The 22,407-nt window shown below is 48.6% G+C and carries 18 protein-coding genes and 1 riboswitch; of the genes, 12 read left to right on the plus strand and 6 right to left on the minus strand.

Translation table 11 applies throughout. The features are described from left to right. Positions 1-56: 56 nt before the first annotated feature. From B1A75_RS03975 to B1A75_RS03985, 3 genes are read left to right on the plus strand one after another with little or no spacing between them, the layout of a single operon-like run. On the plus strand, positions 57-1,043 hold the full coding sequence (locus tag B1A75_RS03975) for a thiamine pyrophosphate-dependent dehydrogenase E1 component subunit alpha (protein WP_074043046.1): 987 nt from the start codon (positions 57-59) through the stop codon (positions 1,041-1,043). A 27-nt stretch (positions 1,044-1,070) separates the two neighbouring features. Then, positions 1,071-2,090, plus strand: coding sequence for an alpha-ketoacid dehydrogenase subunit beta (locus B1A75_RS03980; RefSeq protein ID WP_011230214.1), 1,020 nt, complete (start codon positions 1,071-1,073; stop codon positions 2,088-2,090). 29 nt (positions 2,091-2,119) lie between these two features. After that, on the plus strand, positions 2,120-3,430 hold the full coding sequence (locus B1A75_RS03985) for a dihydrolipoamide acetyltransferase family protein (RefSeq protein ID WP_079935797.1): 1,311 nt from the start codon (positions 2,120-2,122) through the stop codon (positions 3,428-3,430). 171 nt (positions 3,431-3,601) lie between these two features. Here B1A75_RS03985 and B1A75_RS03990 read toward each other — a convergent pair whose 3' ends face one another. After that, on the minus strand, positions 3,602-4,465 hold the full coding sequence (locus B1A75_RS03990) for an SDR family oxidoreductase (RefSeq protein WP_074043045.1): 864 nt from the start codon (positions 4,463-4,465) through the stop codon (positions 3,602-3,604). A 196-nt stretch (positions 4,466-4,661) separates the two neighbouring features. Here B1A75_RS03990 and B1A75_RS19775 point away from each other — a divergent pair, with 196 nt between their 5' ends. Both B1A75_RS19775 and B1A75_RS19780 read left to right on the plus strand, forming a co-directional pair. After that, positions 4,662-4,802, plus strand: a complete 141-nt coding sequence (locus tag B1A75_RS19775) for a hypothetical protein (protein ID WP_161496640.1) — start codon at positions 4,662-4,664, stop codon at positions 4,800-4,802. Beyond that, the gene (locus B1A75_RS19780; protein WP_167367366.1) at positions 4,799-4,954 is read left to right on the plus strand and encodes a hypothetical protein; all 156 of its coding nucleotides are present in this window, start codon (positions 4,799-4,801) and stop codon (positions 4,952-4,954) included. Before B1A75_RS19775 ends, B1A75_RS19780 begins: the two co-directional genes overlap by 4 nt. 74 nt (positions 4,955-5,028) lie before the next feature. On the opposite strand, the gene metH is transcribed toward B1A75_RS19780, so the two are convergent. The 3 genes from metH to B1A75_RS04005 all read right to left on the minus strand — a co-directional run bounded on the left by metH (position 5,029) and on the right by B1A75_RS04005 (position 10,948). Continuing rightward, a complete protein-coding gene (gene metH, locus B1A75_RS03995; RefSeq protein WP_074043044.1) occupies positions 5,029-8,439 on the minus strand; it encodes a methionine synthase in 3,411 nt (1,136 codons plus the stop codon). Beyond that, on the minus strand, positions 8,432-10,279 hold the full coding sequence (locus B1A75_RS04000) for a bifunctional homocysteine S-methyltransferase/methylenetetrahydrofolate reductase (RefSeq protein WP_074043043.1): 1,848 nt from the start codon (positions 10,277-10,279) through the stop codon (positions 8,432-8,434). Before B1A75_RS04000 ends, metH begins: the two co-directional genes overlap by 8 nt. Before the next feature lie 69 nt (positions 10,280-10,348). After that, a riboswitch (SAM riboswitch) is annotated at positions 10,349-10,451 on the minus strand. Between the two features lie 113 nt (positions 10,452-10,564). Next, positions 10,565-10,948, minus strand: coding sequence for a zinc ribbon domain-containing protein (locus B1A75_RS04005; protein WP_074043070.1), 384 nt, complete (start codon positions 10,946-10,948; stop codon positions 10,565-10,567). A gap of 336 nt (positions 10,949-11,284) precedes the next feature. Between B1A75_RS04005 and B1A75_RS04010 the strand changes: the two genes are divergently transcribed. The 7 genes from B1A75_RS04010 (at position 11,285) to B1A75_RS04040 (ending at position 19,477) form a co-directional block, all read left to right on the plus strand. Then, positions 11,285-12,346, plus strand: a complete 1,062-nt coding sequence (locus tag B1A75_RS04010; RefSeq protein ID WP_074043042.1) for an ABC transporter ATP-binding protein — start codon at positions 11,285-11,287, stop codon at positions 12,344-12,346. Continuing rightward, positions 12,343-13,152, plus strand: coding sequence for an ABC transporter permease (locus B1A75_RS04015; protein ID WP_074043041.1), 810 nt, complete (start codon positions 12,343-12,345; stop codon positions 13,150-13,152). Before B1A75_RS04010 ends, B1A75_RS04015 begins: the two co-directional genes overlap by 4 nt. Further along, on the plus strand, positions 13,149-13,952 hold the full coding sequence (locus B1A75_RS04020; RefSeq protein ID WP_014195060.1) for an ABC transporter permease: 804 nt from the start codon (positions 13,149-13,151) through the stop codon (positions 13,950-13,952). Before B1A75_RS04015 ends, B1A75_RS04020 begins: the two co-directional genes overlap by 4 nt. Beyond that, positions 13,953-15,026: an ABC transporter substrate-binding protein gene (locus B1A75_RS04025; RefSeq protein ID WP_074043040.1), complete on the plus strand. Its 1,074-nt coding sequence runs from the start codon at positions 13,953-13,955 to the stop codon at positions 15,024-15,026. 189 nt (positions 15,027-15,215) lie between these two features. Continuing rightward, entirely contained in the window at positions 15,216-16,364 is a 1,149-nt protein-coding gene (locus B1A75_RS04030; protein WP_011230230.1) for an iron-containing alcohol dehydrogenase, read from the plus strand. Between the two features lie 5 nt (positions 16,365-16,369). Then, positions 16,370-18,010, plus strand: coding sequence for a GAF domain-containing sensor histidine kinase (locus tag B1A75_RS04035; protein ID WP_011230231.1), 1,641 nt, complete (start codon positions 16,370-16,372; stop codon positions 18,008-18,010). A 12-nt stretch (positions 18,011-18,022) separates the two neighbouring features. Then, positions 18,023-19,477: a sigma-54-dependent transcriptional regulator gene (locus tag B1A75_RS04040; RefSeq protein WP_014195062.1), complete on the plus strand. Its 1,455-nt coding sequence runs from the start codon at positions 18,023-18,025 to the stop codon at positions 19,475-19,477. Positions 19,478-19,512: 35 nt separating this feature from the next. On the opposite strand, the gene adh is transcribed toward B1A75_RS04040, so the two are convergent. Together adh and adhP are read right to left on the minus strand one after the other, a co-directional pair. After that, positions 19,513-21,030, minus strand: a complete 1,518-nt coding sequence (adh, locus tag B1A75_RS04045) for an aldehyde dehydrogenase (protein ID WP_014195063.1) — start codon at positions 21,028-21,030, stop codon at positions 19,513-19,515. Positions 21,031-21,356: 326 nt separating this feature from the next. Further along, complete coding sequence (gene adhP / locus B1A75_RS04050; RefSeq protein ID WP_011230234.1) at positions 21,357-22,367, minus strand: alcohol dehydrogenase AdhP; 1,011 nt, start codon at positions 22,365-22,367, stop codon at positions 21,357-21,359. Positions 22,368-22,407: the final 40 nt, after the last annotated feature.

Genomic DNA, 22,407 nt, shown 5'->3' on the forward strand with positions numbered 1-22,407 from the left:
TTTTGCTTTATAGAAATGATGAAAGCGGTACCAATCAAGTGAAGGAGGAGAGGAAGTTGGCCATTTCCAAGGATCATCTTCTTTGGATGTACGAAACGATGTACAAAATTCGCTGCTATGAAGACAAAATGGCGGAGGCGTATGCCGAAGGGAAATCTCCTGTGTTTAATATCGGCGCGGGGCCGGTGCCAGGGGAAATGCATTTGGCCACTGGACAAGAACCGGCTGCAGCTGGGATGTGTGTTCACTTGAAAAAGGAAGATACGGTGACTGCCCCTCACCGTCCGCATCACCATGCGATTGCCAAAGGGGTGGATTTGAACCGGATGACAGCAGAGATTTTCGGAAAAGCCACTGGACTAGGAAAAGGAAAGGGCGGCCATATGCATTTGTTTGATCCTGACGTCAAATTTTCCTGCGGAGGGATCGTTGGGGCTGGGATTCCTCATGCCCTTGGCGCGGCGCTGGCGGCCAAGAAAAGGGGGACGGATTGGGTGGCGGTTGCGTTTATCGGCGAAGGAGCCGCCAATCAAGGGGCATTTCATGAATCGTTAAATATGGCGGCATTATGGAAACTGCCATTAATTGTTGTCATTGAAAACAATCAATATGGAATTTCTGTGCCGAAAACGGCGTCTACAGCGGTTCCCTCGAATGATGTACGGGCAGCCGCCTATGGCATTAAAGGATACTATGTCAAAGACAACGACCCGATTGATATGTACAACGTATCGAAAGAAGCGGTTGAACGTGCACGAACTGGACAAGGGCCGTCGATTATTGAGATTGAAACATACCGTTATTTAGGACATTTCCAAGGCGATCCGGAAGTATACCGGGATAAAAATGAAGTGACGTTGCTTCGCCAAAAAGACCCCATTATTCGCCTTCGCAACTATTTGTTGAATGAATGTGGGGTAACAGAGGAGACGATTGCACAGTTGGAAAACAAAGCGACATTTGAGGTCGATCAGGCGTACGCGTTTGCGAGAGAAAGCGATTATCCCAAGCCGGAAGAGGCATTGGAAGATGTGTTTGTCTAATTTCATAGGAGAAAGGAGTTTTGCCATATGCAACAAACAAAACAGCGGCTGTTAACGGGAAATAAGGCGCTGGCTGAAGCGATTCGCCTTGAGATGGAGAGAGATCCGAACGTCTTTGTGATGGGAGAAGATGTCGGAGTATACGGTGGGATTTTTGGAGCGACAGAGGGATTGTTCCAAAAGTTTGGACCGGAACGGGTCATCGATACGCCGATTTCTGAGACCGCGTTCATCGGTGCTGCCATCGGCGCCGCTGCGGAAGGAATGCGGCCGATCGTGGAGCTGATGTTTGTCGACTTTTTTGGGGTTTGTATGGATCAAATTTACAACCATATGGCGAAAATTCCGTACATGTCCGGCGGCAGGGTGAAACTGCCAATGGTATTGATGACGGCGGTGGGAGGCGGTTACAGTGATGCCGCCCAGCACTCGCAAACGTTGTACGCCACCTTTGCCCATCTTCCCGGGATGAAAGTCGTCGCTCCGTCGACGCCATATGATTTAAAAGGGATGATGATTTCCGCTATTCGCGATGATAACCCTGTTGTCTTTATGTTCCATAAAACCTTGCAAGGGCTCGGTTGGATGGATCAGCTTGATGCTTCGATCGGGCATGTACCGGAAGAGGCGTATACTGTGCCGCTTGGGAAAGCAAATATTGTTCGCGAGGGAACGGATATCACCATTGTCGGTATTCAAATGACGGTGCATCAGGCGCTCGAAGCGGCCAAAAGACTTGAGCAACAAGGCATTCAAGCGGAAGTGATCGATTTGCGCTCTCTTGTCCCGTTGGACAAAGAGACGATCATTCAATCGGTTAAAAAGACACACCGCTTGCTTGTTGTTGATGAAGACTATCTGTCGTACGGGATGACGGCGGAAATTGCCGCGATTGCCGCTGAACATTGTTTGTATGATTTGGAGGCGCCGGTGAAACGGATTGCTGTTCCGGATGTGCCAATTCCTTATAGCCGTCCGCTTGAACAATTTGTATTGCCAAATGCCGATAAAATTTTCCGTGAGGCGATCCAACTCGTCAATGAATAAGGAAAAGTTCGTTCCAAGGGAGGCAGCTTATGGTTGTCGAAGTGACATTGCCCAAACTATCCGATTCCCACGATGAAAGTTTCATTACGTTTTGGCACGTTTCCGAAGGAGATGCGGTGGAAAAAGGAGCCACGCTAGTGGAAGTGCAAACAGAAAAGGCCGTTTCAGAAATTCATGCTCCCGAGTCGGGAACAGTAAAAGAGATCAAAAAGAAACGAGGGGATACGGCCAAGGTCGGCGAAGTACTGGCCGTCATTGCCGTCGAAACGTTTGCTCCGGACGGCGGAGATCCGCAGACAGAGATCAAGATCACCCCACGCGTAAAAAAACTGGCCAAGGAGCTTGGCGTCGATTGGAGTACGGTCACACCGACGGGGGCGAACGGCAAAATCACGGAAGAGGATATTCGTCGTGCGGCGAGCGCGGGAAAACAAAGGACTCCTCAAAAAACATTCGTGGCTGCCCCGTCAGTGCGAAAGTTTGCCCGCGAGCAGAACGTGTCTTTAGAGGAAATCACTCCAAGCGGAAAGAACGGAAGAATATTGAAAAGCGATATTGAAGCAGCATTGTCGGTTCGGCAGCAAAAAGCAACAGATGAGGCTGCTGCCAGTGTTGAGATTGTCAAGAAGCAGGAAAGCCGGGAAAAAGTGCGCCGAGTGCCGCTGACAGGCATCCGCAAGGCTATCGCCCAAGCGATGGTGCGGTCAATGCGGACCATTCCGCAAGTCACCCATTTTGGCGAGGCCGATGCGACCCGTCTTGTTCAACATCGCCGACGGATCCAACCGCTAGCCGAGCAACAAGGGGTGAAACTGACCTATTTAGCCTATGTGGTAAAAGCGCTGGCGGCGGTGTTGAAAAAGTATCCAATGCTCAACGCCTCGCTTGATGAGGAACGAGAAGAAATCGTCATTCACGAATTCATTCACATTGGGTTTGCGGTTGACACTGACCGTGGATTGCTCGTCCCGGTGATTCGTGATGCGGATCAAAAATCGTTGTTCCAAATTGCGAAAGAAATTGAAGAATTGACGGCGAAGGCGAGAGCGGGAACGATTCAAGCGGTGGAGATGAGCGGAGGGACATGCACGGTTTCGAACATCGGCTCGGCCAATGGTTCGTGGTTCACGCCGATTATTCATTATCCACAGTCTTGTCTTTTAGGAATCGGGAAAGTTGAGAAAAAACCGGTGGTCGTCGATGATTCGATTGAGATTGCTTCTGTGATGCCGCTGTCCCTTACTTACGATCACCGTCTTATTGATGGGGTGATGGCTCAACACGCCTTAAATGAATGTCAAACGTACTTGTCTGAACCGGATTGGCTGCTTGTTATGTGACAAAAAACCCCGCCCCATTTCGGGGGGGGGTGAGAGAAGAGGGGCACCTTGTAAAGAAGTAGAGGAACATCGTAGCTTTATCGTACTCGTTTTTTTACAATCACGCCATATTTTTGTGAGAAAAGGTAACGTGATTTTGTTAAAAAGGTTTGGCGCCAGCGGCTGCCGCGGTCAATCGCTGATGAACTTGCCGCCATTTACATGAAGCATTTGCCCGGTCATGTACGACGATTCGTCGCTCGCCAAAAAGACGTAGCACGGGGCGACTTCGCTCGGCTGGCCGGGCCGTTTCATCGGGGTGTTGGCGCCGAACGCGGCGACTTGCTCGCTTTGAAAGGTGGATGGGATGAGCGGCGTCCAAATCGGGCCCGGGGCGACGCCGTTGACACGGATGCCTTGGCCGACGAGCGCTTTGGCGAGCGAGCGGGTGAGGGCGACGATCGCGCCTTTTGTCGCCGAGTAGTCGATGAGTTGCTCGTTTCCTTCGTAGGCGGTGATCGAAGCGGTGTTGATAATGGCGCTTCCGTTTTTTAAGTGCGGGAGCGCCGCTTTCGTTAGGAAAAAGTAGCCGAATACGTTCGTGCGAAACGTTTTTTCCAGCTGCGCTGCGGTAATGTTGAGAAAGTTCGGCTGCGGATGCTGCTCGGCGGCGTTGTTGACGACGATATCGAGCTTGCCGAACGCTTCGATTGTCTGTTTCACCGCCTCTTTGCAAAACGCTTCGTCCCCAATGTCTCCCGCAATCGCCAGACACCGTTTTCCTTCCTGTTCGACAAGCCGTTTTGTTTCCTTTGCGTCCTCATGTTCGTTCAAATACAAAATGGCGACATCGGCCCCTTCTTTGGCGAAATGGACGGCGACCGCCCGGCCGATGCCGCTGTCGCCGCCGCTGATGATGGCGACTCTGTTTTCGAGCTTGCCGCTCCCTTTATAGGTGTCTTTGATGGTGACCGGCTGCGGGTTCATCTCCGTTTGCAGGCCCGGCTGGCGCGTCTGGTGTTGCGGCGGCAGCGTCGTTTGTTGCTTCGTGACCATATTTGCTCCTCCTTGGGCATGTATTGTCATCATTAGTATGGGACGGAGGAGGGGAAATATGTGTCAAGTGGACATCTATGATGAAAAATATGGTGAGCCAAGAGGAGGACTTAGTTTCCTTATTAATCCATTATCAATACAGTAAAAATCAACAAAAAGAGGATGTGCACATGAGTTAAAGGGATTTGAACTCACGATGGCGAATAAAGAGGCAGAAGATTTTACCGTCTATTTAGCTCAAGATCGCAAATTTCGTGGGAATGACGGGCTTCAGCACCTTGTCAGTGAACTGAAACATTATGTTTTCCCTAAGTATGAAGGAGGGGATGATGAATGATCAAAAAGGAAGATCAGTTGATTTCGTTATTTGGGAGTATGCCTCCCAAAGGAGACCATTCTCCGATGGATTGGAAGAGTATTCGTAGACAAGCGAAAGAAGAATGGCTGAAAAAATTGGAGAATCGTGAACAAATAAAAACAAAAAAGTGACTGTATATCGTTCGGGTGGAGCATTCAACGAAAAACGACAAACGAGCCGGCCTATTCGCCAGCTCGTTTCCTGCTTATAACACATTGAAATACCTCGCTTCCGGATGGGCGAAGACGATCGCCGAAACCGATGCTTCGGGCTCCATCATGTAGCCGTCGGTGAGGCGGATGCCGACATCTTCCGGATGAAGCAGGCGAAACAGCTTCTCTTGGTCTTCCAAGTTCGGACAGGCCGGGTAGCCGAACGAATAGCGCTGGCCTTGGTATTTGGCGGCGAAGCGCTCTTCCATCGTGAAATCCGGGTCGTCCGGGAAGCCCCAACGGTCGCGCATAATTTGGTGGATTCGTTCGGCGAATCCTTCGGCAATCTCGAGCGCCAACGCTTGGATGGCATGGCTTTTCAAAAATTCGCCTTCTTCCTTCCAGCGCTGGGCGAGTTCGCGGACGCCATGCCCGGCGGTGACGGCGAACAAGCCGACGTAATCCATTTCGCCGCTTTCTTTCGATTTCAAATAATCGGCGAGGCAAAGATACGGCGCCCGCGGTTGGCGCGGGAAGTCGAACGTCTCGAGCACTGTTTTGCCGTCAGTCGGATCGTAAATGTAAACCCGGTTGCCGTCGCTTTGCGCCGGGAAGAAGCGGTAGACGCCGGCGGGCTGAATCCAGCGGTGCTCTTTCGCTTCGGCGAGCAGTTCGTCGACGACCGCTTTTAACGCCAACGCTTTTTCGTCTTTCTCTTCAAGCAGCCGTTTCACTTTTCCTTTCAAGCCGAGGTGGTGGCCGAGCACCATTTGCCAGTTGACGTACGGCAAAATGTGGTCAAGCGGCACATTTCGCAGCACGTGGCGCTCGAGATCGGCCGGGATGTAGACCGGCACATCGGTCGAGACGGTCGATTTGACCGCTGTGACCACAGTCGTTTGCCGCGTTGGCTCGCTTTCGGCCGTTTCTTTTTTCTTGTAGTCAATCTCGCCCTGCTGGATTTGGTTGGCAAGGGCGAGCCCGTCCATGGCGTCTTTCGCGTACAGAACCACGCCGTCATATTCAGGCGCGATTTTGTTTTCAGTAAATTTGCGCGTCAAGGCGGCGCCGCCGACTAAAATCGGGGTCGAGATGCCGGCTTGGCGCAAGTCTTGGGCGGTGACGACCATCTGTTGGGCCGATTTCACAAGCAAGCCCGACAACCCGATGATGTCCGGCTGATGTTCGCGCACCGCTTCAATAAGTTGCTGCGGAGCGACTTTAATGCCAAGGTCGATTACCTCGTAGCCGTTGTTGCTTAAAATGATGTCGACCAAGTTTTTGCCGATGTCATGCACATCGCCTTTGACGGTGGCGAGAATGACTTTTCCTTTTGTGCTTCCTTCTTTCTTTTCCATATACGGCTCTAAAAAGGCGACCGCTGCTTTCATCACTTCCGCGCTTTGCAATACTTCAGCGACGATGAGCTGGTTGTTGTTGAACAGCCGCCCGACTTCATCCATGCCGGCCATGAGCGGGCCGTTGATGATGGACAGCGGATCGGAGTAGGTCTCAAGCGCCTTTTCCAAATCGGGAATGAGCCCGTCCTTCGACCCTTCAATGACGTAGCGGGCGAGCCGCTCTTCCAAGCTCAAGTTCGTCTGCGCCGGTTTGGCGGCGGTGATTTTGCTTCGGTAAAATTCGATAAAGGCGTTTAATGTTTCGTCGTTTGTGTCAAAAAGAAGCGCCTCAGCCATTCGCACTTCCTCTTCCGGAATCGAGGCGAACCGCTCCAATTTCTCGGTGTTGACGATGGCGTAATCGAGCCCGGCTTGCGTGCAATGGTACAAAAAGACGGAGTTGAGCACCTCGCGTCCGGCCGGCGGCAAGCCGAACGAGACGTTGCTGATTCCAAGCATCGTCAAGCAATGAGGCAGCCGCTCTTTAATGAGGCGGATGCCCTCAATGGTTTCTTTCGCCGCGCCGATGTATTGCTCATCGCCGGTGCCGACCGGGAAGACGAGCGGGTCGAAAATGATGTCGCGCTCGGGGACGCCGTAGCGGTTCACCAGCAAGTCATACGAACGCAAGGCGATCTCAAGTTTCCGCTCCGCGGTGACGGCCATCCCTTGTTCATCGATCGTGCCGACGACGACGGCGGCGCCGTATTTGTGCAAGAGAGGAACGACTTTCGCAAACCGCTCCTCGCCGTCTTCCAAGTTGATCGAGTTAATGATCGCTTTTCCTTGCGAATAGGTGAGGGCGCGTTCAATGACGCGCTCGTCGGTCGAGTCGATGACGAGCGGCACTTTCACTTTTTTCACGACTTCGCGGACGAACTGTTCCATGTCATAGAGTTCGTCGCGGTCCGGGTCGGCCAAGCAAATGTCGATGACATGGGCGCCGTTTTTCACTTGGGCGCGGGCGATTTCCGTCGCTTCTTCGTACTTGCCTTCGGCGATGAGGCGCTTGAATTTGCGCGAACCGATGACGTTTGTCCGCTCGCCGACAAAGAGCGGGCGCATCGTTTCATCATAAATGAGCGCATCGATGCCCGAGACGGCGTGCACATCAAACGAAGACGGGATTGCCCGCGGTGGAAGATCACGCACCGCTTCGGCAATGGCGCGAATATGGTCGGGCGTCGTGCCGCAGCACCCGCCGACGATGTTGATCCATCCCTTTTCGGCAAAGCGGCGGATTTTCTCCGCCAGCATATTCGGCGTTTCATGATAGTGACCTTCCTCATCCGGCAGCCCGGCGTTCGGGTAGCAGCTGACCGCCGTGTCAGCGAGCGAGGCGAGCGTGCGCAAATGGTCGGTCATAAACTCCGGGCCGGTTGCGCAGTTTAAGCCGACGGCGATCGGCTTCATATGGCGCACAGAGATGAAAAACGCATCGATCGCCTGCCCGGCAAGCGTCGTGCCCATCGGTTCGATCGTGCCGGAAATCATGAGCGGCACGCGGCGGCCGACCGCTTCAAACGCCTTAGAAATGCCGAGAAAACCGGCTTTGACATTCAACGTATCTTGGCACGTCTCGAGCAGGAGAAGGTCGACGCCTCCTAAGAGCAGTCCGCGCGCTTGTTCTTCGTAGGCGGCGACGAGTTCATCAAACGTTGCACCGCCTGTAACCGACAACGTTTTCGTCGTCGGGCCCATCGAACCGGCGACAAAGCGCGGCCAGTCCGGGGTGGAGAACGACTCAGCCGCTTGTTTGGCGAGCTTGGCCGCTTCGATGTTCAGTTCAAGCGCCAAATGACCGAGGCCATATTCGTCAAGCACGATGCGTGTCGCCCCGAACGTGTTCGTTTCAATGATATCAGCGCCGGCGTCCAAGTACGCTTCATGAATGCGGTGGATGACATGCGGGGCGGTCAATGTCAAATATTCGTTGCACCCTTCATACGCCTCGCCGCCAAAGTCGGCGGCCGATAAGTCGGCGCTTTGGATCATCGTGCCCATCGCGCCGTCGATGACAAGAATTTTTTTCTTCAGCTGCTGTTCTAAGGTGACCTTAGCCATGAACAACCTTCCTTTCTTTCGCGGCCGCTTCTTTTTCGTGAATGTAGCGGACAAGCTCGACCGTCATGTCATAGCGCAAAAACGGCGTGATCAAATAAATGCCGTTAAACAAATCGAACGCAGCGTCAATGAGCGATTTGGCGATGGCGATCCCTTCGCGCGCTGCTTGCACCGGGTCGTCGCCGCAGGCGGCCATGCGGGCGCGAATCTCATCGGAAAGGGTGATCCCCGGCACTTCATGATGCAAAAACTCGGCGTTGCGCGCGCTCACAAGCGGCATAATGCCGATGTAAATCGGCGTGTCAAGATGCTTTGTCGCTTCGTACACTTCAACGATTTTCTCTTCCGAGTAAATCGGCTGGGTCAAGAAATAATGGGCGCCGCATTGGATTTTTTTCTCCATCCGCTCGACCGCTTTATCCAAATGGCGGACGTTCGGGTTGAACGCTGCGCCGATCGAGAAGTTCGTTTTTTGCCCAAGCGGTTTGCCCGAGTACGACAGCCCTTCGTTAAACTGGCGGATCAAGCGGATCAAATCGAACGATGATAAATCATACACCGACGTCGCCCCTGGGAAGTCGCCGATTTTCGACGGGTCGCCGGTAATGGCGAGCACGTCGGTGATGCCGAGCGTATGCAAGCCCATCAAATGCGACTGCAAGCCGATCAAATTGCGATCGCGGCATGTAATATGCACAAGCGGGCGGATGCCGAGCCGCTCCTTGATGATCGTGGCGACAGCGGCGTTGCTGATGCGCGGCGTGGCGAGCGAGTTGTCGGCCAACGTCAGCGCATCGATGCCGGCGTCATGGAGCGCTTTCGCCCCGGCAAGAAACTTGTCAATCCCCAATTTTTTCGGCGGATCCAGCTCCACAATGACCGAGCGGCGCGTGCGGGCAAGCTCGGGAAGGGGAGATGGGGCGGGCCGCTCCGCTTGCACTGATACAGACACCGCGCGCCGTTTCACCGTTTTTTCCGTCACCGGCGTTCGGTCGGAGAGCGCTTTTGCCATCGCTTCGATATGTTTCGGCGTCGTGCCGCAGCACCCGCCGATCAAGCGCACCCCTTGGTCGCGGAACGCTTTGGCCGTTTCCTCGAAATATTCAGCGTTCGTCTCATAGACAAGCCGCCCATCGCGGTAATCCGGAAGGCTGGCGTTCGGATACGCCGACAAAAAGGCGCGTTCCGGCAATGGCACTTCCTCGAGCGACCGAAGCATATGATACGGACCGAGACGACAGTTCAGTCCGACGACATCGGCCCCGAGCGCCTCTAGGCGGGCAAGGGCGTCCGCGAGCGGCGTGCCATCTTGCAAGACGCCGACTTCATGGAGCGAGACGTGAGCGATAAGCGGCAAGTCGGTCTCTTTGCGGGCGATGGCAAGCACCGTCTCCAACTCTTCCAAATCGTAATACGTCTCCAGCAGCACGCCGTCGACCCCTTCAGCCAGCAGGACAAACAGCTGCTCGCGAAACGTCCGCTTCACTTCTTCGAGCGTGACGACGCTTTTGTTTAACGTGCGCAGCCCTCCGATCGTCCCGAGCACGTATGCCCGTCCGTTTGCCGCTTGCCTGGCGAGCCGCACCGCCGCGCGGTTGATGGCCGGCACCTCATCTTCAAGGCCGTAGCGGGCGAGTTTGACGTAGTTGGCGCCGTATGTATTCGTCTGAATGACGTCGGCGCCTGCGGCGATATACGCCTCGTGAATATGAACGATTTCATCTGGATTGGATAGATTCAATTCTTCAAAACAACGGTCAATGCCGTGCGAATATAGAAGCGTCCCCATCGCTCCGTCAGCGATGAGAATGCGTTCTTTCAACTCATCCAGCAATCCCACGTTCGATTCCCCCGTTTCTCCGTAGTAAAAGAAAAAAGCCTTCTAAGAAGAAGACTTTTCATTCGCTTCTTCTTATCTTCCAGGCTTCCGCCTGTCTGGATTTAGCACCTTGGCCGCGGGCCAGGTTGCTGAGGGTTCACCGGGCCAGTCCCTCCCCCTCTCTTGATAAGAATATCCGTATGCAATTGTGCGGTAGCGTTTTGATGATTACTATATAATTTAATGTATTTTTCGAAATTATTCAATACGGTGAAGCAAGGAAATTTCAAAAAAGAATTTCTCGGATCAAGGGAGAAGCGCTTTCCCACATCGGGGGCAAAATTGGAAATTGTGCTGCACATGCCCGCCGCAATGAGGGCAATGCTTGTTTGGCTGTTTATGGCTTCCAAATCGGACGTTCAGCGGGTCGGGCTCTTCCTCGCTGTCGACAATGTCCAATAAGGACATGCGTTGTTTTCCCGTCGCATTTTTGTAATGGTAAAACGCTTGAAATACGCCGATGGCGATGACGACAAGGCCGAAAAACGGAAAAAAGTGGGCGGCGGGAAACGGCGAGTCCGCGGTGATGGAGAATGCCATCACCATCCAAAAGATGCCGAACAACACAGCGGCGATGCTGCCGAAGAGTCCTTGCATCGACGGGCCGCGGCCGGGTTTAATGCTTTTCAATTTCATTCCTCCCTAACAGAATTCATAGATATATTATAATAGAAAAAATTGGTTTTTGCCATGTTCAATAGAAACGTTTGAGCAGATAGAGGCCAAAATATTAGACTTTTCATTGGATTCATTTTCCGCTCCCTTGATTATGTCTGACAGACAAGCTTCTGTAAGAGAGGAAAACGGGCGGTATGTTGCCTTATCAATTGCATCGTCGACCATTTTTCGCTTCTTAAGCATTGGCATGGGTGGGAAGACCGTTCAACGATCGTTTTGTCATTGCACTTTCATTGTCTCTATGTTCTAATTAGGAATGATGGAGATGAAGAAGACGGGGGGCTGGAAGTGAACGGGGAAGAGATCATCCGCTTCGAGCGAGTGACAAAGGAATACGACGGCATGGTGGTATTGGATGATGTGAGTTTTGCGATGGAGCGCGGGAAGTTTTATACGCTGCTTGGCCCGTCAGGGTGCGGGAAGACGACGATTTTGCGGCTGATTGCGGGGTTTATCGAACCGACGCAAGGAACGATTTATTTCCATGGAAAGCCGATTCATCACGTCCCGCCGAACAAGCGGCAAGTCAATACCGTTTTTCAAGATTACGCCTTGTTCCCGCATTTGGACGTATTTGAAAATGTCGCCTTTGGCTTGCGCATTAAAAAAATGAAAGAAGCGGACATCCGCCAAAAAGTGAGCGAAGCGCTCCGGTTTGTCAACTTGGAAGGCTATGAGCGCCGCCGCATTCAAGAGATGTCCGGCGGTCAGCGCCAGCGCGTCGCGATTGCGCGGGCGATTGTGAATGAGCCAGAAGTTTTGCTCTTGGATGAGCCGCTATCGGCCTTGGATTTGAAGCTGCGCACGGAAATGCAGTACGAATTGCGTGAGCTCCAACGCCGATTGGGCATTACGTTTATTTTTGTCACGCATGATCAAGAAGAAGCGCTGGCGATGTCCGATTACATTTTTGTTCTGAATAAAGGTAAAATTCAGCAATTTGGGACACCAAAAGAGATTTACGATGAACCAATCAACCGGTTTGTCGCCGATTTTATCGGTGAATCGAACATTTTATCGGGGCGCATGATCGAAGATTTTCTGGTCGAGTTCACGGGCAAGCGGTTTGAGTGTGTCGACCGCGGTTTTGCGCCTAACGAACCGGTCGACGTCGTCATCCGCCCGGAAGATTTGGAACTCGTGGCGCCGGGAGACGGCCAGATTGTCATTCGTGTTGATTCGCTCTTATTCCGAGGCGTCCATTACGAAATTTGCGGCTACGATGAAAACGGCAACGAATGGCTTGTCCATTCGACGAAAAAGGCGGAAGTCGGGGAAACGGTCGGCCTTCGTTTTGAACCGGAAGCGATTCACGTCATGCGAGTCGAAAGGGAGGATGAGGGCGCATGACGGAACGGGCGTGGCGGAACTGGTATTTAGTCCCTTATGGCATTTGGTTGGTGTTGTTTGTCATCGCTCCGATCGTCTTTTTATTATATGAATCGTTTTTGGATATAGACGGACATTGGACGGTGGCGAATTATGAAAAAGTGTTGACGCCCATTTATTTGAAAATGATGGCGTATTCGTTTTGGTACGCGTTTTTGATTACCCTTGTGTCGCTGTTGATTGGCTATCCAACCGCCTATTGGCTGACAAAGACGAGGCACAAGCAGTTATGGCTGTTGTTGCTTATTTTGCCGATGTGGGTGAATTTGCTGCTGAAGGTGTATGCGTTTTTAGGGCTGTTCGGCACGTACGGGTTGGCCAACGCTCTGTTGCAGACGCTCGGCGTCGGGCCGCGGCAGCTGTTGTTTACCGATTTCAGCTTTGTGTTTGTATCGGTGTACATTTTTATTCCGTTTATGGTGCTGCCGATTTTTAATGCTCTTGAAGAATTGCCGCCGTCACTCATTGATGCCGCCCGCGATTTGGGCGCTTCGGCTTGGACGACGTTCCGCCGCGTCGTCTTCCCGCTCACGCTTGGCGGGGTGAAGGCCGGCTGCCAAGCGGTGTTCATCCCGGCGCTGTCATTGTTTATGATTACGCGCCTTGTCGCAGGCAACCGCGTCATTACGCTTGGCACCGCTATTGAGCAGCACTTCCTTGTCACGCAAGATTGGGGGATGGGGGCGACGATCGCGGTTGTTTTAATGGCGGCGATGGCCGTCATTGTCGTCCTGACAGGAACCGGAAGGAAAGAGGGAAGCCGATGAAACGGACGCATTGGTGGGGGCGCGTGTATCTTTTGATTGTGTTTGCCGTGATGTATACGCCGATTGTGTATTTGATGTATTATTCGTTCAACAGCGGCGGAGCGATGCACGATTTTCAATCGTTCACCTTGGAATGGTACCGCGATGTATTGTCGGACGATCGATTGTTGATGATCGTGCTGAATACGCTTGTCATCGCCTTATTGTCCGCGGCGATCGCGACGATTTTAGGCGTCATTGGGGCATTGGCCATTTACTATGTCAAGCGGCAGCGGACGAAAAACGCCCTTCTTGCCCTCAACAACGTGCTGATCGTCAGCCCGGATGTCATCATCGGCGCTTCGTTTTTGCTGCTGTTTACGGTGGCCGGCATCAAGCTTGGGTTTACGTCCGTGCTGTTGTCTCATATTGCTTTTAGCGTGCCGATTGTCGTGTTGATGGTGCTGCCGAAACTCGAGGAAATGAGCCCGACGCTGATTGATGCGGCTAGAGATTTAGGAGCAGGGCCTTGGCAAGTGCTGTCAAGCGTCGTGCTGCCGTTTTTGGCGCCAAGCATATGGGCGGGCTTTTTCATGGCGCTTACGTATTCGCTCGATGACTTTGCCGTGACGTTTTTTGTCACGGGAAATGGTTTCTCGACTCTATCGGTGGAAATTTATTCGCGGGCGCGCCAGGGCATTTCCTTATCGATCAATGCGCTGTCGACGCTGCTATTTTTATTTACGATGCTGCTTGTCATCGGTTATTATGTGCTCAGCCAAAAAGGCGGCCGAATGTACGGGATAGGGGGGCGAAAGTAGGTGAAACGGCTTGTCCAAGGGTTTGCGGCCGTGTTCATCGCGGCGTTCGTCCTCATGTTCATCACCCACCGGTTGAACGAAGCGGAAGGGTACGGCGGAGGCAAAACGGTGACCGTTTACAACTGGGGCGATTACATCGACCCTGCGCTCATTCGAGAGTTTGAAAAAGAGACAGGGTGGAAAGTGATTTACCAAACGTTCGATTCCAACGAGGCGATGATGGCGAAAATCGCCCAAGGCGGGGCGACGTTTGATGTCGCCGTTCCATCGGACTACGCCATCAGCAAAATGATCGAGGAAAACCTGCTGTTGCCGCTCGATCACGACAAGCTGCCGAATTTACAATATATCGAACCGCGGTTCCTCAACTTGCCGTTTGACCCGCACAACCGGTATTCAGTGCCGTATTTTTGGGGAACGGTCGGCATCGTCTACAACCGCGAGATGCTTGGCGGCAAGACAATCACAAGCTGGAACGACTTATGGGATCCGGACTTGCGCAATCAAATTTTGCTTGTCGATGGGGCGCGGGAAGTGATGGGGATGGCGTTAAACAGCCTCGGCTATTCGCTTAACGATACGAACAAAGCCCATTTGCAAGAAGCAAAGCGGAAACTCGATCGACTCATGCCGAATGTGAAGGCGATTGTCGGCGATGAAATCAAGCTGCTTCTCGCTAATGAAGAGGCGGCCATTGGCGTCGTTTGGTCGGGTGATGCGGCGGAAATTATTTCCGAAAACGACAAGCTCGACTATGTCGTGCCGAAAGAAGGATCCAACCTATGGTTTGACAACATGGTCATTCCGAAAACAGCGAAAAACATCGAAGGAGCGCACGCGTTTATCAATTTTATGCTCGACCCGAAACACGCGGCGCAAAACGCCGAGTATGTCGGCTATTCGACGCCGAATAAAAAGGCGCTTGCCTATTTGCCAAAAGACATCGCGGGCGATCGGCGCTTTTACCCCGATTTGGATTCAGCAGGGCATCTCGAAGTGTACGAAAACTTAGGAAAGCGAATGCTCGCCTACTACAACGAGCTGTTTTTGGAGTTTAAGATGCAGCAAAAATAAACAAACGAAGCAGCGTTCTATCGGCGAAGCGAGCGTACGCCTTCATTCACGAGGGTTGGCGCTCGCTTTCTCATTTCTCCTTCTCCTGCAGAAAATCAGGAGGATTTCTCATCCGGGATGTCGAATGAGTGCTTAAAACATAAGGTTGTTGAGCAATAAAATGCAGATGGCCAATAAGGGGGCACGAGGATGAACATTCATAAGTTCGTGATGCCCGAAGTGATTTTTGGTAACGGTTCCATTCATCAAGTAGGGGAAAGTTGTCTAAGGCTTGGTGCGACAAATGTGTTGATTGTCAGCGATCCAGGTGTTACGGAAGCTGGTTGGCTCGATGTTGTCATTAAGAGTTGCAGGCAAGTAGGATTAAAATACACGACATTTTGTGATGTAACAATAAATCCAAAGGACGAAGAAGTAAAAAAAGGCTGTGAAGCATATCTTGAGAATGAATGCGATGCTATCATTGGAATCGGTGGAGGCAGTTCTATTGATGCCGCAAAGGCTGTCGCCATTCTTGCTACAAACGGGGGACAAATTCATGAATATGAGGGAGTGGATAAAATTCAATTGCCCCTTCCTCCTCAAGTGATGGTTCCAACAACAGCAGGGTCAGGATCAGAAGTATCCCAATTTTCTGTTATTGTTAATACAAAAGAGAAAAAAAAGATGACGATCATTTCCCGATCTCTTATTCCTGATATTGCAATTATTGATCCAGAAACATTGTCGACAAAAAGCGCTCATTTAACTGCCTCAACAGGATTAGATGTTTTAACGCATGGCATTGAGGCGTATGTAAGTCTAGCAGCTACACCGCTTACAGACGTTCAAGCTCAAAACGCTATTTCTTTAGTAGGAAAATATTTGCGCCCTTCTGTCGCCTCTAAAATCAACCAAGAGGCAAAAACCAATATGGCAATGGCGAGTTTGCAGGCAGGATTGGCTTTTTCTAACGCGATTTTAGGCGCTGTTCATGCAATGTCCCATGCTGTCGGGGGAAGGTATCCTCTTCTTCATGGGGATATAAACTCTATATTGCTTCCGCATGTGATGGAGTTCAATCTGTTGGCGAATCCGAAAAAATTTGCTGATATTGCTTGTTTTCTCGGAATGGATACTCGTGGCATGTCTTATATGGAAGCGGGAAGAAAAACAATTGAATATGTAAAACAATTGGCAGAGGATATTGGGGTGCCACAGCGATTATCTGATATAGGAGTGAAACAAGAAGAAATACGGAAAATGAGTTTGGTTGCCTTTCATGACGCATGTATGATCACCAACCCTCGTGATATCACTGTAGAAGAAATTGAAGGAATATTCAGAAAGGCGTGGTAAACAAAATGAATGACCGGCAACAGCTCATTAGCCTTTTAACAGGAGTTCAATCTTCGAAAAAAAGTTATTACACAGAATTAAAAAAGATGGTGATAGAGTTAAAAAAGAAAAATATGCAGTTGGAGATTATTAATGATATTACCAAAAGTTTTAATATTGATATGTCAATGGATGAAATGTTAAAAAATAGTATAGATAAATTGAAAACAATTTTTCCAGTGGAACGAATCAGCTTATCGTTATGTGAAAATCATAAATTAGTGTTAACAAATGTATATCCCGCTCACTCTTTGTATTTTCCTATTGGTTTTGTTTTGCCAAAAGAGCGATCGCTCTATTGGCAAGTCATACAATCGCTCGAAAAAATTTTTTATCAAATAGAAGAAGACGAAGATTTGTATGTCGAAGTAGCTGTATATAACGCCTTGGGAATTCGCAGCGTGTTATTGATCCCCCTTATTAGCAAAGGGAAGGTGATCGGGGTACTGAGTATAGGAAGCAAGGAAAAAGTGGTGTATGATGAAGATGATCTGTCCTTTTTTCAGCAATTTTGCGACCAACTGGCAGTTTGCATTGAAAATGCCCGTCTTTATAATGAAGTACTTACCAGTAAAAAAGAATGGGAAGAAACGTTCCGTGCTGTTTCAGAAATGATATTCCTCATCGACCTAGAAGGGAATGTTTTGCGATATAACGATGCAGCTAACGAATTTTTTCAAGGTGACTTGTATAAAAAGGATATATGTAAATTGTTATCAATCAATCCGAAGGAAAGCCCGATCGTGGAAATTTTAGAAACAAAAAAACCTGTTCATCGGCGTATTCACATCCAACAGCGGGTATGTGAATTGCGTTCTTATCCCGTCTTAAATGAAAAACAAAATATGTACGCTGTTATTATGTATCTCAATGACATTACTGAAAAATTGCAGATTGAAGCCCAACTTGTTCAATCAGGAAAGTTAGCTGCAATTGGGGAAATGGCTGCTGGAATTGCGCACGAATTGAATAACCCTCTCACCGCCATTCTTGGCAATGCCCAACTGTTGTTGAGGTCTTTTTCAAAAGATGATCGTATATATAAACTGCTATTTGATATTTATTCATGCGGGAAGCGTTGTAAAACTATTATTCAAAATTTATTAACATTTTCAAGGCAAGATGAATATAGATTCGAGGACTGTTCTATAAATGATGCCGTTGAACAAGTATTAGGGTTAATTGGTGATCAAATTTGTAAACAAAATATTATTATTCAAAAAAGATTAGACGTTTCCATTGAATTGATTGAGGGAAACGTACAACAGATAAGCCAAATAGTTTTAAATTTATTAATAAATGCTAAAGATGCGCTTGAAGAGATAGATATTCCAGAGAAAATCATTGTTATAGAAACAAAGTCGATCGTTGAAGCTGGAGAGCATTGGGTTGTTCTATCGGTTCGTGACAACGGAAAAGGAATAGAAGAACAATATTTACAGGAGATTTTTAATCCATTTTTTACAACGAAGAGGCCAGGGAAGGGAACCGGACTTGGGCTGTCTGTCAGTTTAGGGATTGCTGAGGCGCACGGTGGAACGATTGAGGTGGTCAGCGAACTTGGTAAAGGAAGTGAGTTTATATTAAAACTTCCAAAAAAGAAATAAGGGGGGAGATGAGTGGGGAATATTTTAGTTATTGATGATGAAAGGGAAGTTGGGACGTTTTTCCAACATTTATTAGAAGGAAGAGGGAACAAGGTTAAGCTTGGATTTAGTGGGGAAGATTTTTTTCAGTTGATTCAACAATACAAGTTTGATCTTGCTTTCATCGATGTGAAACTTCCAGATGCAAATGGTTTAAATTTATTAAAACAGTTAAAACGCTCATGTCCTTCTTGTAAAGCTGTTGTAATGACAGGCTATAGCACAGTAAAGACAGCGGTTGAAGCGATTAAACATGGAGCAAACGACTATATTGAAAAGCCGTTTGACGATATTGAACAGTTAGAGCGATTAATCGATGAATTATTAAGTGATGGTCCTCTTTCATCCCAAGATGATATGTATAAGCTGGCTGAGACGCTCGGTTTCATTGTTGGAACAAATAAAGAGATGAATGATTTGCTTAAATTGGCTTATAAAATTGCGAAAAAAAATGTGAACGTGTTGATTGAAGGAGAGACGGGGACTGGAAAAGAAGTGCTCGCTCATTTTATCCACAACGCGAGCATGCGCTATGACCAGCCTTTTATTGGGGTGAATTGTGGCGCTGTTTCGGAAACACTGTTAGAAAGCGAATTGTTTGGACATGAAAAAGGAGCGTTCACAGGAGCGGTAAAGGAGAAAAAGGGGATTTTTGAAATTGCTAACCGTGGCACGTTATTTTTAGATGAAATTGGAGAAGCGTCTCTCGCGACGCAAGTAAAACTGTTAAGAGTGCTAGAAACAGGGGAGTATATTCGCGTCGGGGGTGAAACGATCCGCAAAACGAATACACGCATTATTGCTGCTTCGCATGTCAATCTGGCAAAAGCGGTCGAGGAGAAGACGTTTAGAGAGGATTTATTATATAGATTAGATGTTGTGAAACTTACCATTCCTCCGCTTCGAGAGCGGCTCGAAGATCTTCCAATTTTGATTGATTATTTTTTAAAAAAACTAAATACACCTCTATCGTTTTCAGAGGACTGTATTTCCCGTATGAAACAGTATCATTGGCCGGGGAATGTGAGAGAATTGTATAATGTTGTTAAAAGGGCGGTAACTCTAGCGGAAGGAGAAACAGAGGTGATCACCGTTGATTATTTGCCGGAGAAGCTTAAGGTTCCGTTGCATTTAGGGCAAGTATCGAATAACAAGCGAAGTACAAAAGATGAAGTAGAAGACTTAGAAGCTTATTTGCAAAAATGGATGAATGGTGTGCTAGCACTATGGAAAAACAGTGATCGATTAGATCTTGAACAAGTAATATCTTCAGTGAAAGAACTAGAAACTAAAATCGGCCGATCTTTTGTAATGAAAATGTTAAAAGAAACGTTAGGAAATCGTAAAGAAGCAGCAGAGCGATTAAATATCAGCGTACGAACATTGAGATATTTATTAAAAGAAAAAGGAGCTGATCCAAAAGCGTAAACGACTTTCGGATCAGCTTTTTGTTGCTTGATTGATCAGAAAAATCCTAATGGTTTTGGATTGTAGCTAACGAGTAAATTTTTCGTTTGTTGATAGTGCGCTAACATCATATGATGGGTTTCACGGCCGATCCCAGATTGTTTGTATCCTCCAAAAGCAGCATGGGCCGGATAAGCATGGTAGCAATTTGTCCAAACTCTTCCTGCCTGAATGCCTCTTCCGAAACGGTAAGCCAAGTTGATGTTTCTCGTCCATACCCCGGCACCAAGGCCGTACAACGTATCATTAGCGATCTCCAAAGCTTCCTGTTCATCTTTAAATGTTGTCACTGAGACTACTGGACCGAAAATTTCTTCTTGGAAAATACGCATTTTATTATGTCCTTTAAATACGGTTGGCTTGATATAATACCCGTTTTCGAATCCAGGGATTATGTTTTTTTCGCCGCCAATTAGGCATTCGGCGCCCTCTTGTTTTCCAATATCAATGTATGCAAGAATTTTTTCCATTTGTTCTGCTGAAGCTTGTGCTCCCATCATTGTGCTTGTATCAAGTGGATTTCCTGTTCGAATCTTTTTCACGCGTTCAAGAGCGCGCTCCATAAATTCGTCATAAATGGACTCATGGATGAGAGCACGAGAAGGGCACGTACAAACCTCGCCCTGGTTTAAAGCGAACATGACAAATCCTTCAATCGCTTTATCTAAAAAGTCATCGTCTTTTTCCATTACATCGGGAAAGAAGATGTTTGGGGATTTGCCGCCCAATTCCAGTGTAACAGGAATAATATTTTGTGAAGCGTACTGCATAATCAGCCGCCCTGTCGTTGTTTCACCGGTAAATGCGATTTTGGCGATACGTGGACTAGAAGCTAATGGTTTGCCAGCTTCTAATCCGAACCCGTTGACAACATTGAGCACTCCAGGCGGCAACAGATCACCAATCAACTCCATAAGCACCATAATCGATGTTGGAGTTTGTTCAGCTGGTTTTAGCACAATGCAGTTTCCGGCAGCAAGCGCAGGAGCAATTTTCCATGCTGCCATCAATAATGGAAAATTCCATGGGATAATTTGCCCGACAACGCCGAGTGGTTCATAAAAATGGTACGCGATCGTATCGTCGTCAATTTGGCTGATTGTTCCTTCTTGAGCGCGTATGGCTCCAGCGAAATAACGAAAATGATCGATGGCTAAAGGAAGGTCAGCGTTTAATGTTTCACGGATTGGTTTGCCGTTATCCCATGTTTCGGCAACCGCTAACATTTCTAAGTTTTCTTCCATTCGATCAGCGATTTTATTTAAAATCAACGCTCTGTCAGCCGGTGATGTTTTTCCCCAAGCTTCTTTTGCCGCGTGTGCTGCATCTAACGCCAATTCAATATCCTCAGCCTGCGAGCGTGCTACTTCACAAAATACTTCTCCTGTTATGGGTGTAATATTTTGGAAATATCGACCCGAAATAGGCGGTATCCATTCTCCGTTAATATAGTTATCGTATCTTGTTTTGAACTGAACTTTTGCATCTTTTTCGCCTGGTTTGCTGTAAATCATTTGCATCCTCCTTGTGTCATAAAGTTTCAGAAAGATGTTTAAATTAAGCTATTTTCCATTCAGATATACTCTTATGGCCATTGCGTCTTATAAAGTAGCTGCTCTTAGGGGAGGGGGAATCGTCCCCTAAGAGCTTGATATAATAGGCACCGTAATGTTTTCTAGAAAGCAGATGATAGGCGTTGTGGTGGAACAGGTCGATTTCTCAAAATGGGAAACCTTATGATATCAATCCACTCCTAAACCAAAAACAGACAATGCCGAAAAAATCGCTATTTTCCATCGTTCCTCTAGGAAATTTAGGGTTGTTCTTCTGCTGCTTTGTGTTACATTGTTAAAACAACGCGGCCATTGATTTGACCTTTTTCCATCCGTTCAAATACTTCGTTAATTTTTTCTAATGGTACCGCTTCCACAATAGGGCGAACTTTTCCGCGTGCGGCGAAATCTAGAGCTTCTTGCATATCTTTTCGTGTACCGACGATCGAACCTTTTATCGTAACGCCATTTAATACAGTGTCAAAAATAGGAATCGGCAGTTCATCGTGAGGCAGTCCAACTATGACAAGGCAGCCGCCGCGTCGCACGGATTGATAAGCTTGTTCGAACGCTTTTTTCGTTACAGCAACGCTAATAGCCGCTTGTACTCCGCCTACTTTTTCACGAATGGCTGCTACAGGGTCTTCTTGCAATCCATTGATCGTAATATCAGCACCCAACTTTGCCGCAAGTTCTGCCTTTTCATCACTGATATCAACAGCAACAACATTTAATCCCATTGCCTTGGCATATTGAAGAGCAATATGGCCCAATCCCCCGATTCCATAAATAGCGACCCATTCGCCAGGCTTGGCATTTGAAACTTTTAATGCTTTATACGTTGTGACCCCAGCACAAAGAATAGGAGCAACTTGTACGGGATCGAGGTTTTTAGGAATTCGTGCGACATAATTGGCCGGGGCTTTGCAATATTCTGCATAACTGCCATCGACAGAGTATCCACCGTTTAATTGATGTGGACAAAGTGTTTCTTGACCGCTTAAACAATATTCACATTCACCGCATGCTGAGTATAACCATGGAATGCCAACACGGTCGCCAATTTGGATTGATTTCACTCCCTCACCGATCTCAACAACAATTCCTACCCCTTCATGACCAGGAATAAGTGGAAGTTTCGGTTTTACCGGCCAATCCCCATGAGCCGCATGCAAATCGGTATGGCAGACGCCACAAGCTTCAATTTTCACAAGCACTTCGCCATATCCTAGTTTTGGTTTCTCCACTTCTTCAATTTGAAGTTTTTGCTTGAATTTGTGAACAACGGCGGCTTTCATTTCTCACCATCTCCTTATAAAGTTTTTTGGTTTCGCCTAC

The organism is Geobacillus sp. LEMMY01 (assembly GCF_002042905.1).
Classification (GTDB): domain Bacteria; phylum Bacillota; class Bacilli; order Bacillales; family Anoxybacillaceae; genus Geobacillus; species Geobacillus proteiniphilus.

What these genes read in the sequence shown, in the direction of transcription:
- adhP (WP_011230234.1), bottom strand. Translation starts at nt 22,367, where the DNA reads ATGAAAGCCGCCGTTGTTCACAAATTCAAGCAAAAACTTCAAATTGAA.
- B1A75_RS19775 (WP_161496640.1), top strand. Translation starts at nt 4,662, where the DNA reads ATGGCGAATAAAGAGGCAGAAGATTTTACCGTCTATTTAGCTCAAGAT.
- B1A75_RS04020 (WP_014195060.1), top strand. Translation starts at nt 13,149, where the DNA reads ATGAAACGGACGCATTGGTGGGGGCGCGTGTATCTTTTGATTGTGTTT.
- B1A75_RS19780 (WP_167367366.1), top strand. Translation starts at nt 4,799, where the DNA reads ATGATCAAAAAGGAAGATCAGTTGATTTCGTTATTTGGGAGTATGCCT.
- adh (WP_014195063.1), bottom strand. Translation starts at nt 21,030, where the DNA reads ATGATTTACAGCAAACCAGGCGAAAAAGATGCAAAAGTTCAGTTCAAA.
- B1A75_RS04015 (WP_074043041.1), top strand. Translation starts at nt 12,343, where the DNA reads ATGACGGAACGGGCGTGGCGGAACTGGTATTTAGTCCCTTATGGCATT.
- metH (WP_074043044.1), bottom strand. Translation starts at nt 8,439, where the DNA reads ATGGCTAAGGTCACCTTAGAACAGCAGCTGAAGAAAAAAATTCTTGTC.
- B1A75_RS03985 (WP_079935797.1), top strand. Translation starts at nt 2,120, where the DNA reads ATGGTTGTCGAAGTGACATTGCCCAAACTATCCGATTCCCACGATGAA.
- B1A75_RS03990 (WP_074043045.1), bottom strand. Translation starts at nt 4,465, where the DNA reads ATGGTCACGAAGCAACAAACGACGCTGCCGCCGCAACACCAGACGCGC.
- B1A75_RS04035 (WP_011230231.1), top strand. Translation starts at nt 16,370, where the DNA reads ATGAATGACCGGCAACAGCTCATTAGCCTTTTAACAGGAGTTCAATCT.
- B1A75_RS03980 (WP_011230214.1), top strand. Translation starts at nt 1,071, where the DNA reads ATGCAACAAACAAAACAGCGGCTGTTAACGGGAAATAAGGCGCTGGCT.
- B1A75_RS04030 (WP_011230230.1), top strand. Translation starts at nt 15,216, where the DNA reads ATGAACATTCATAAGTTCGTGATGCCCGAAGTGATTTTTGGTAACGGT.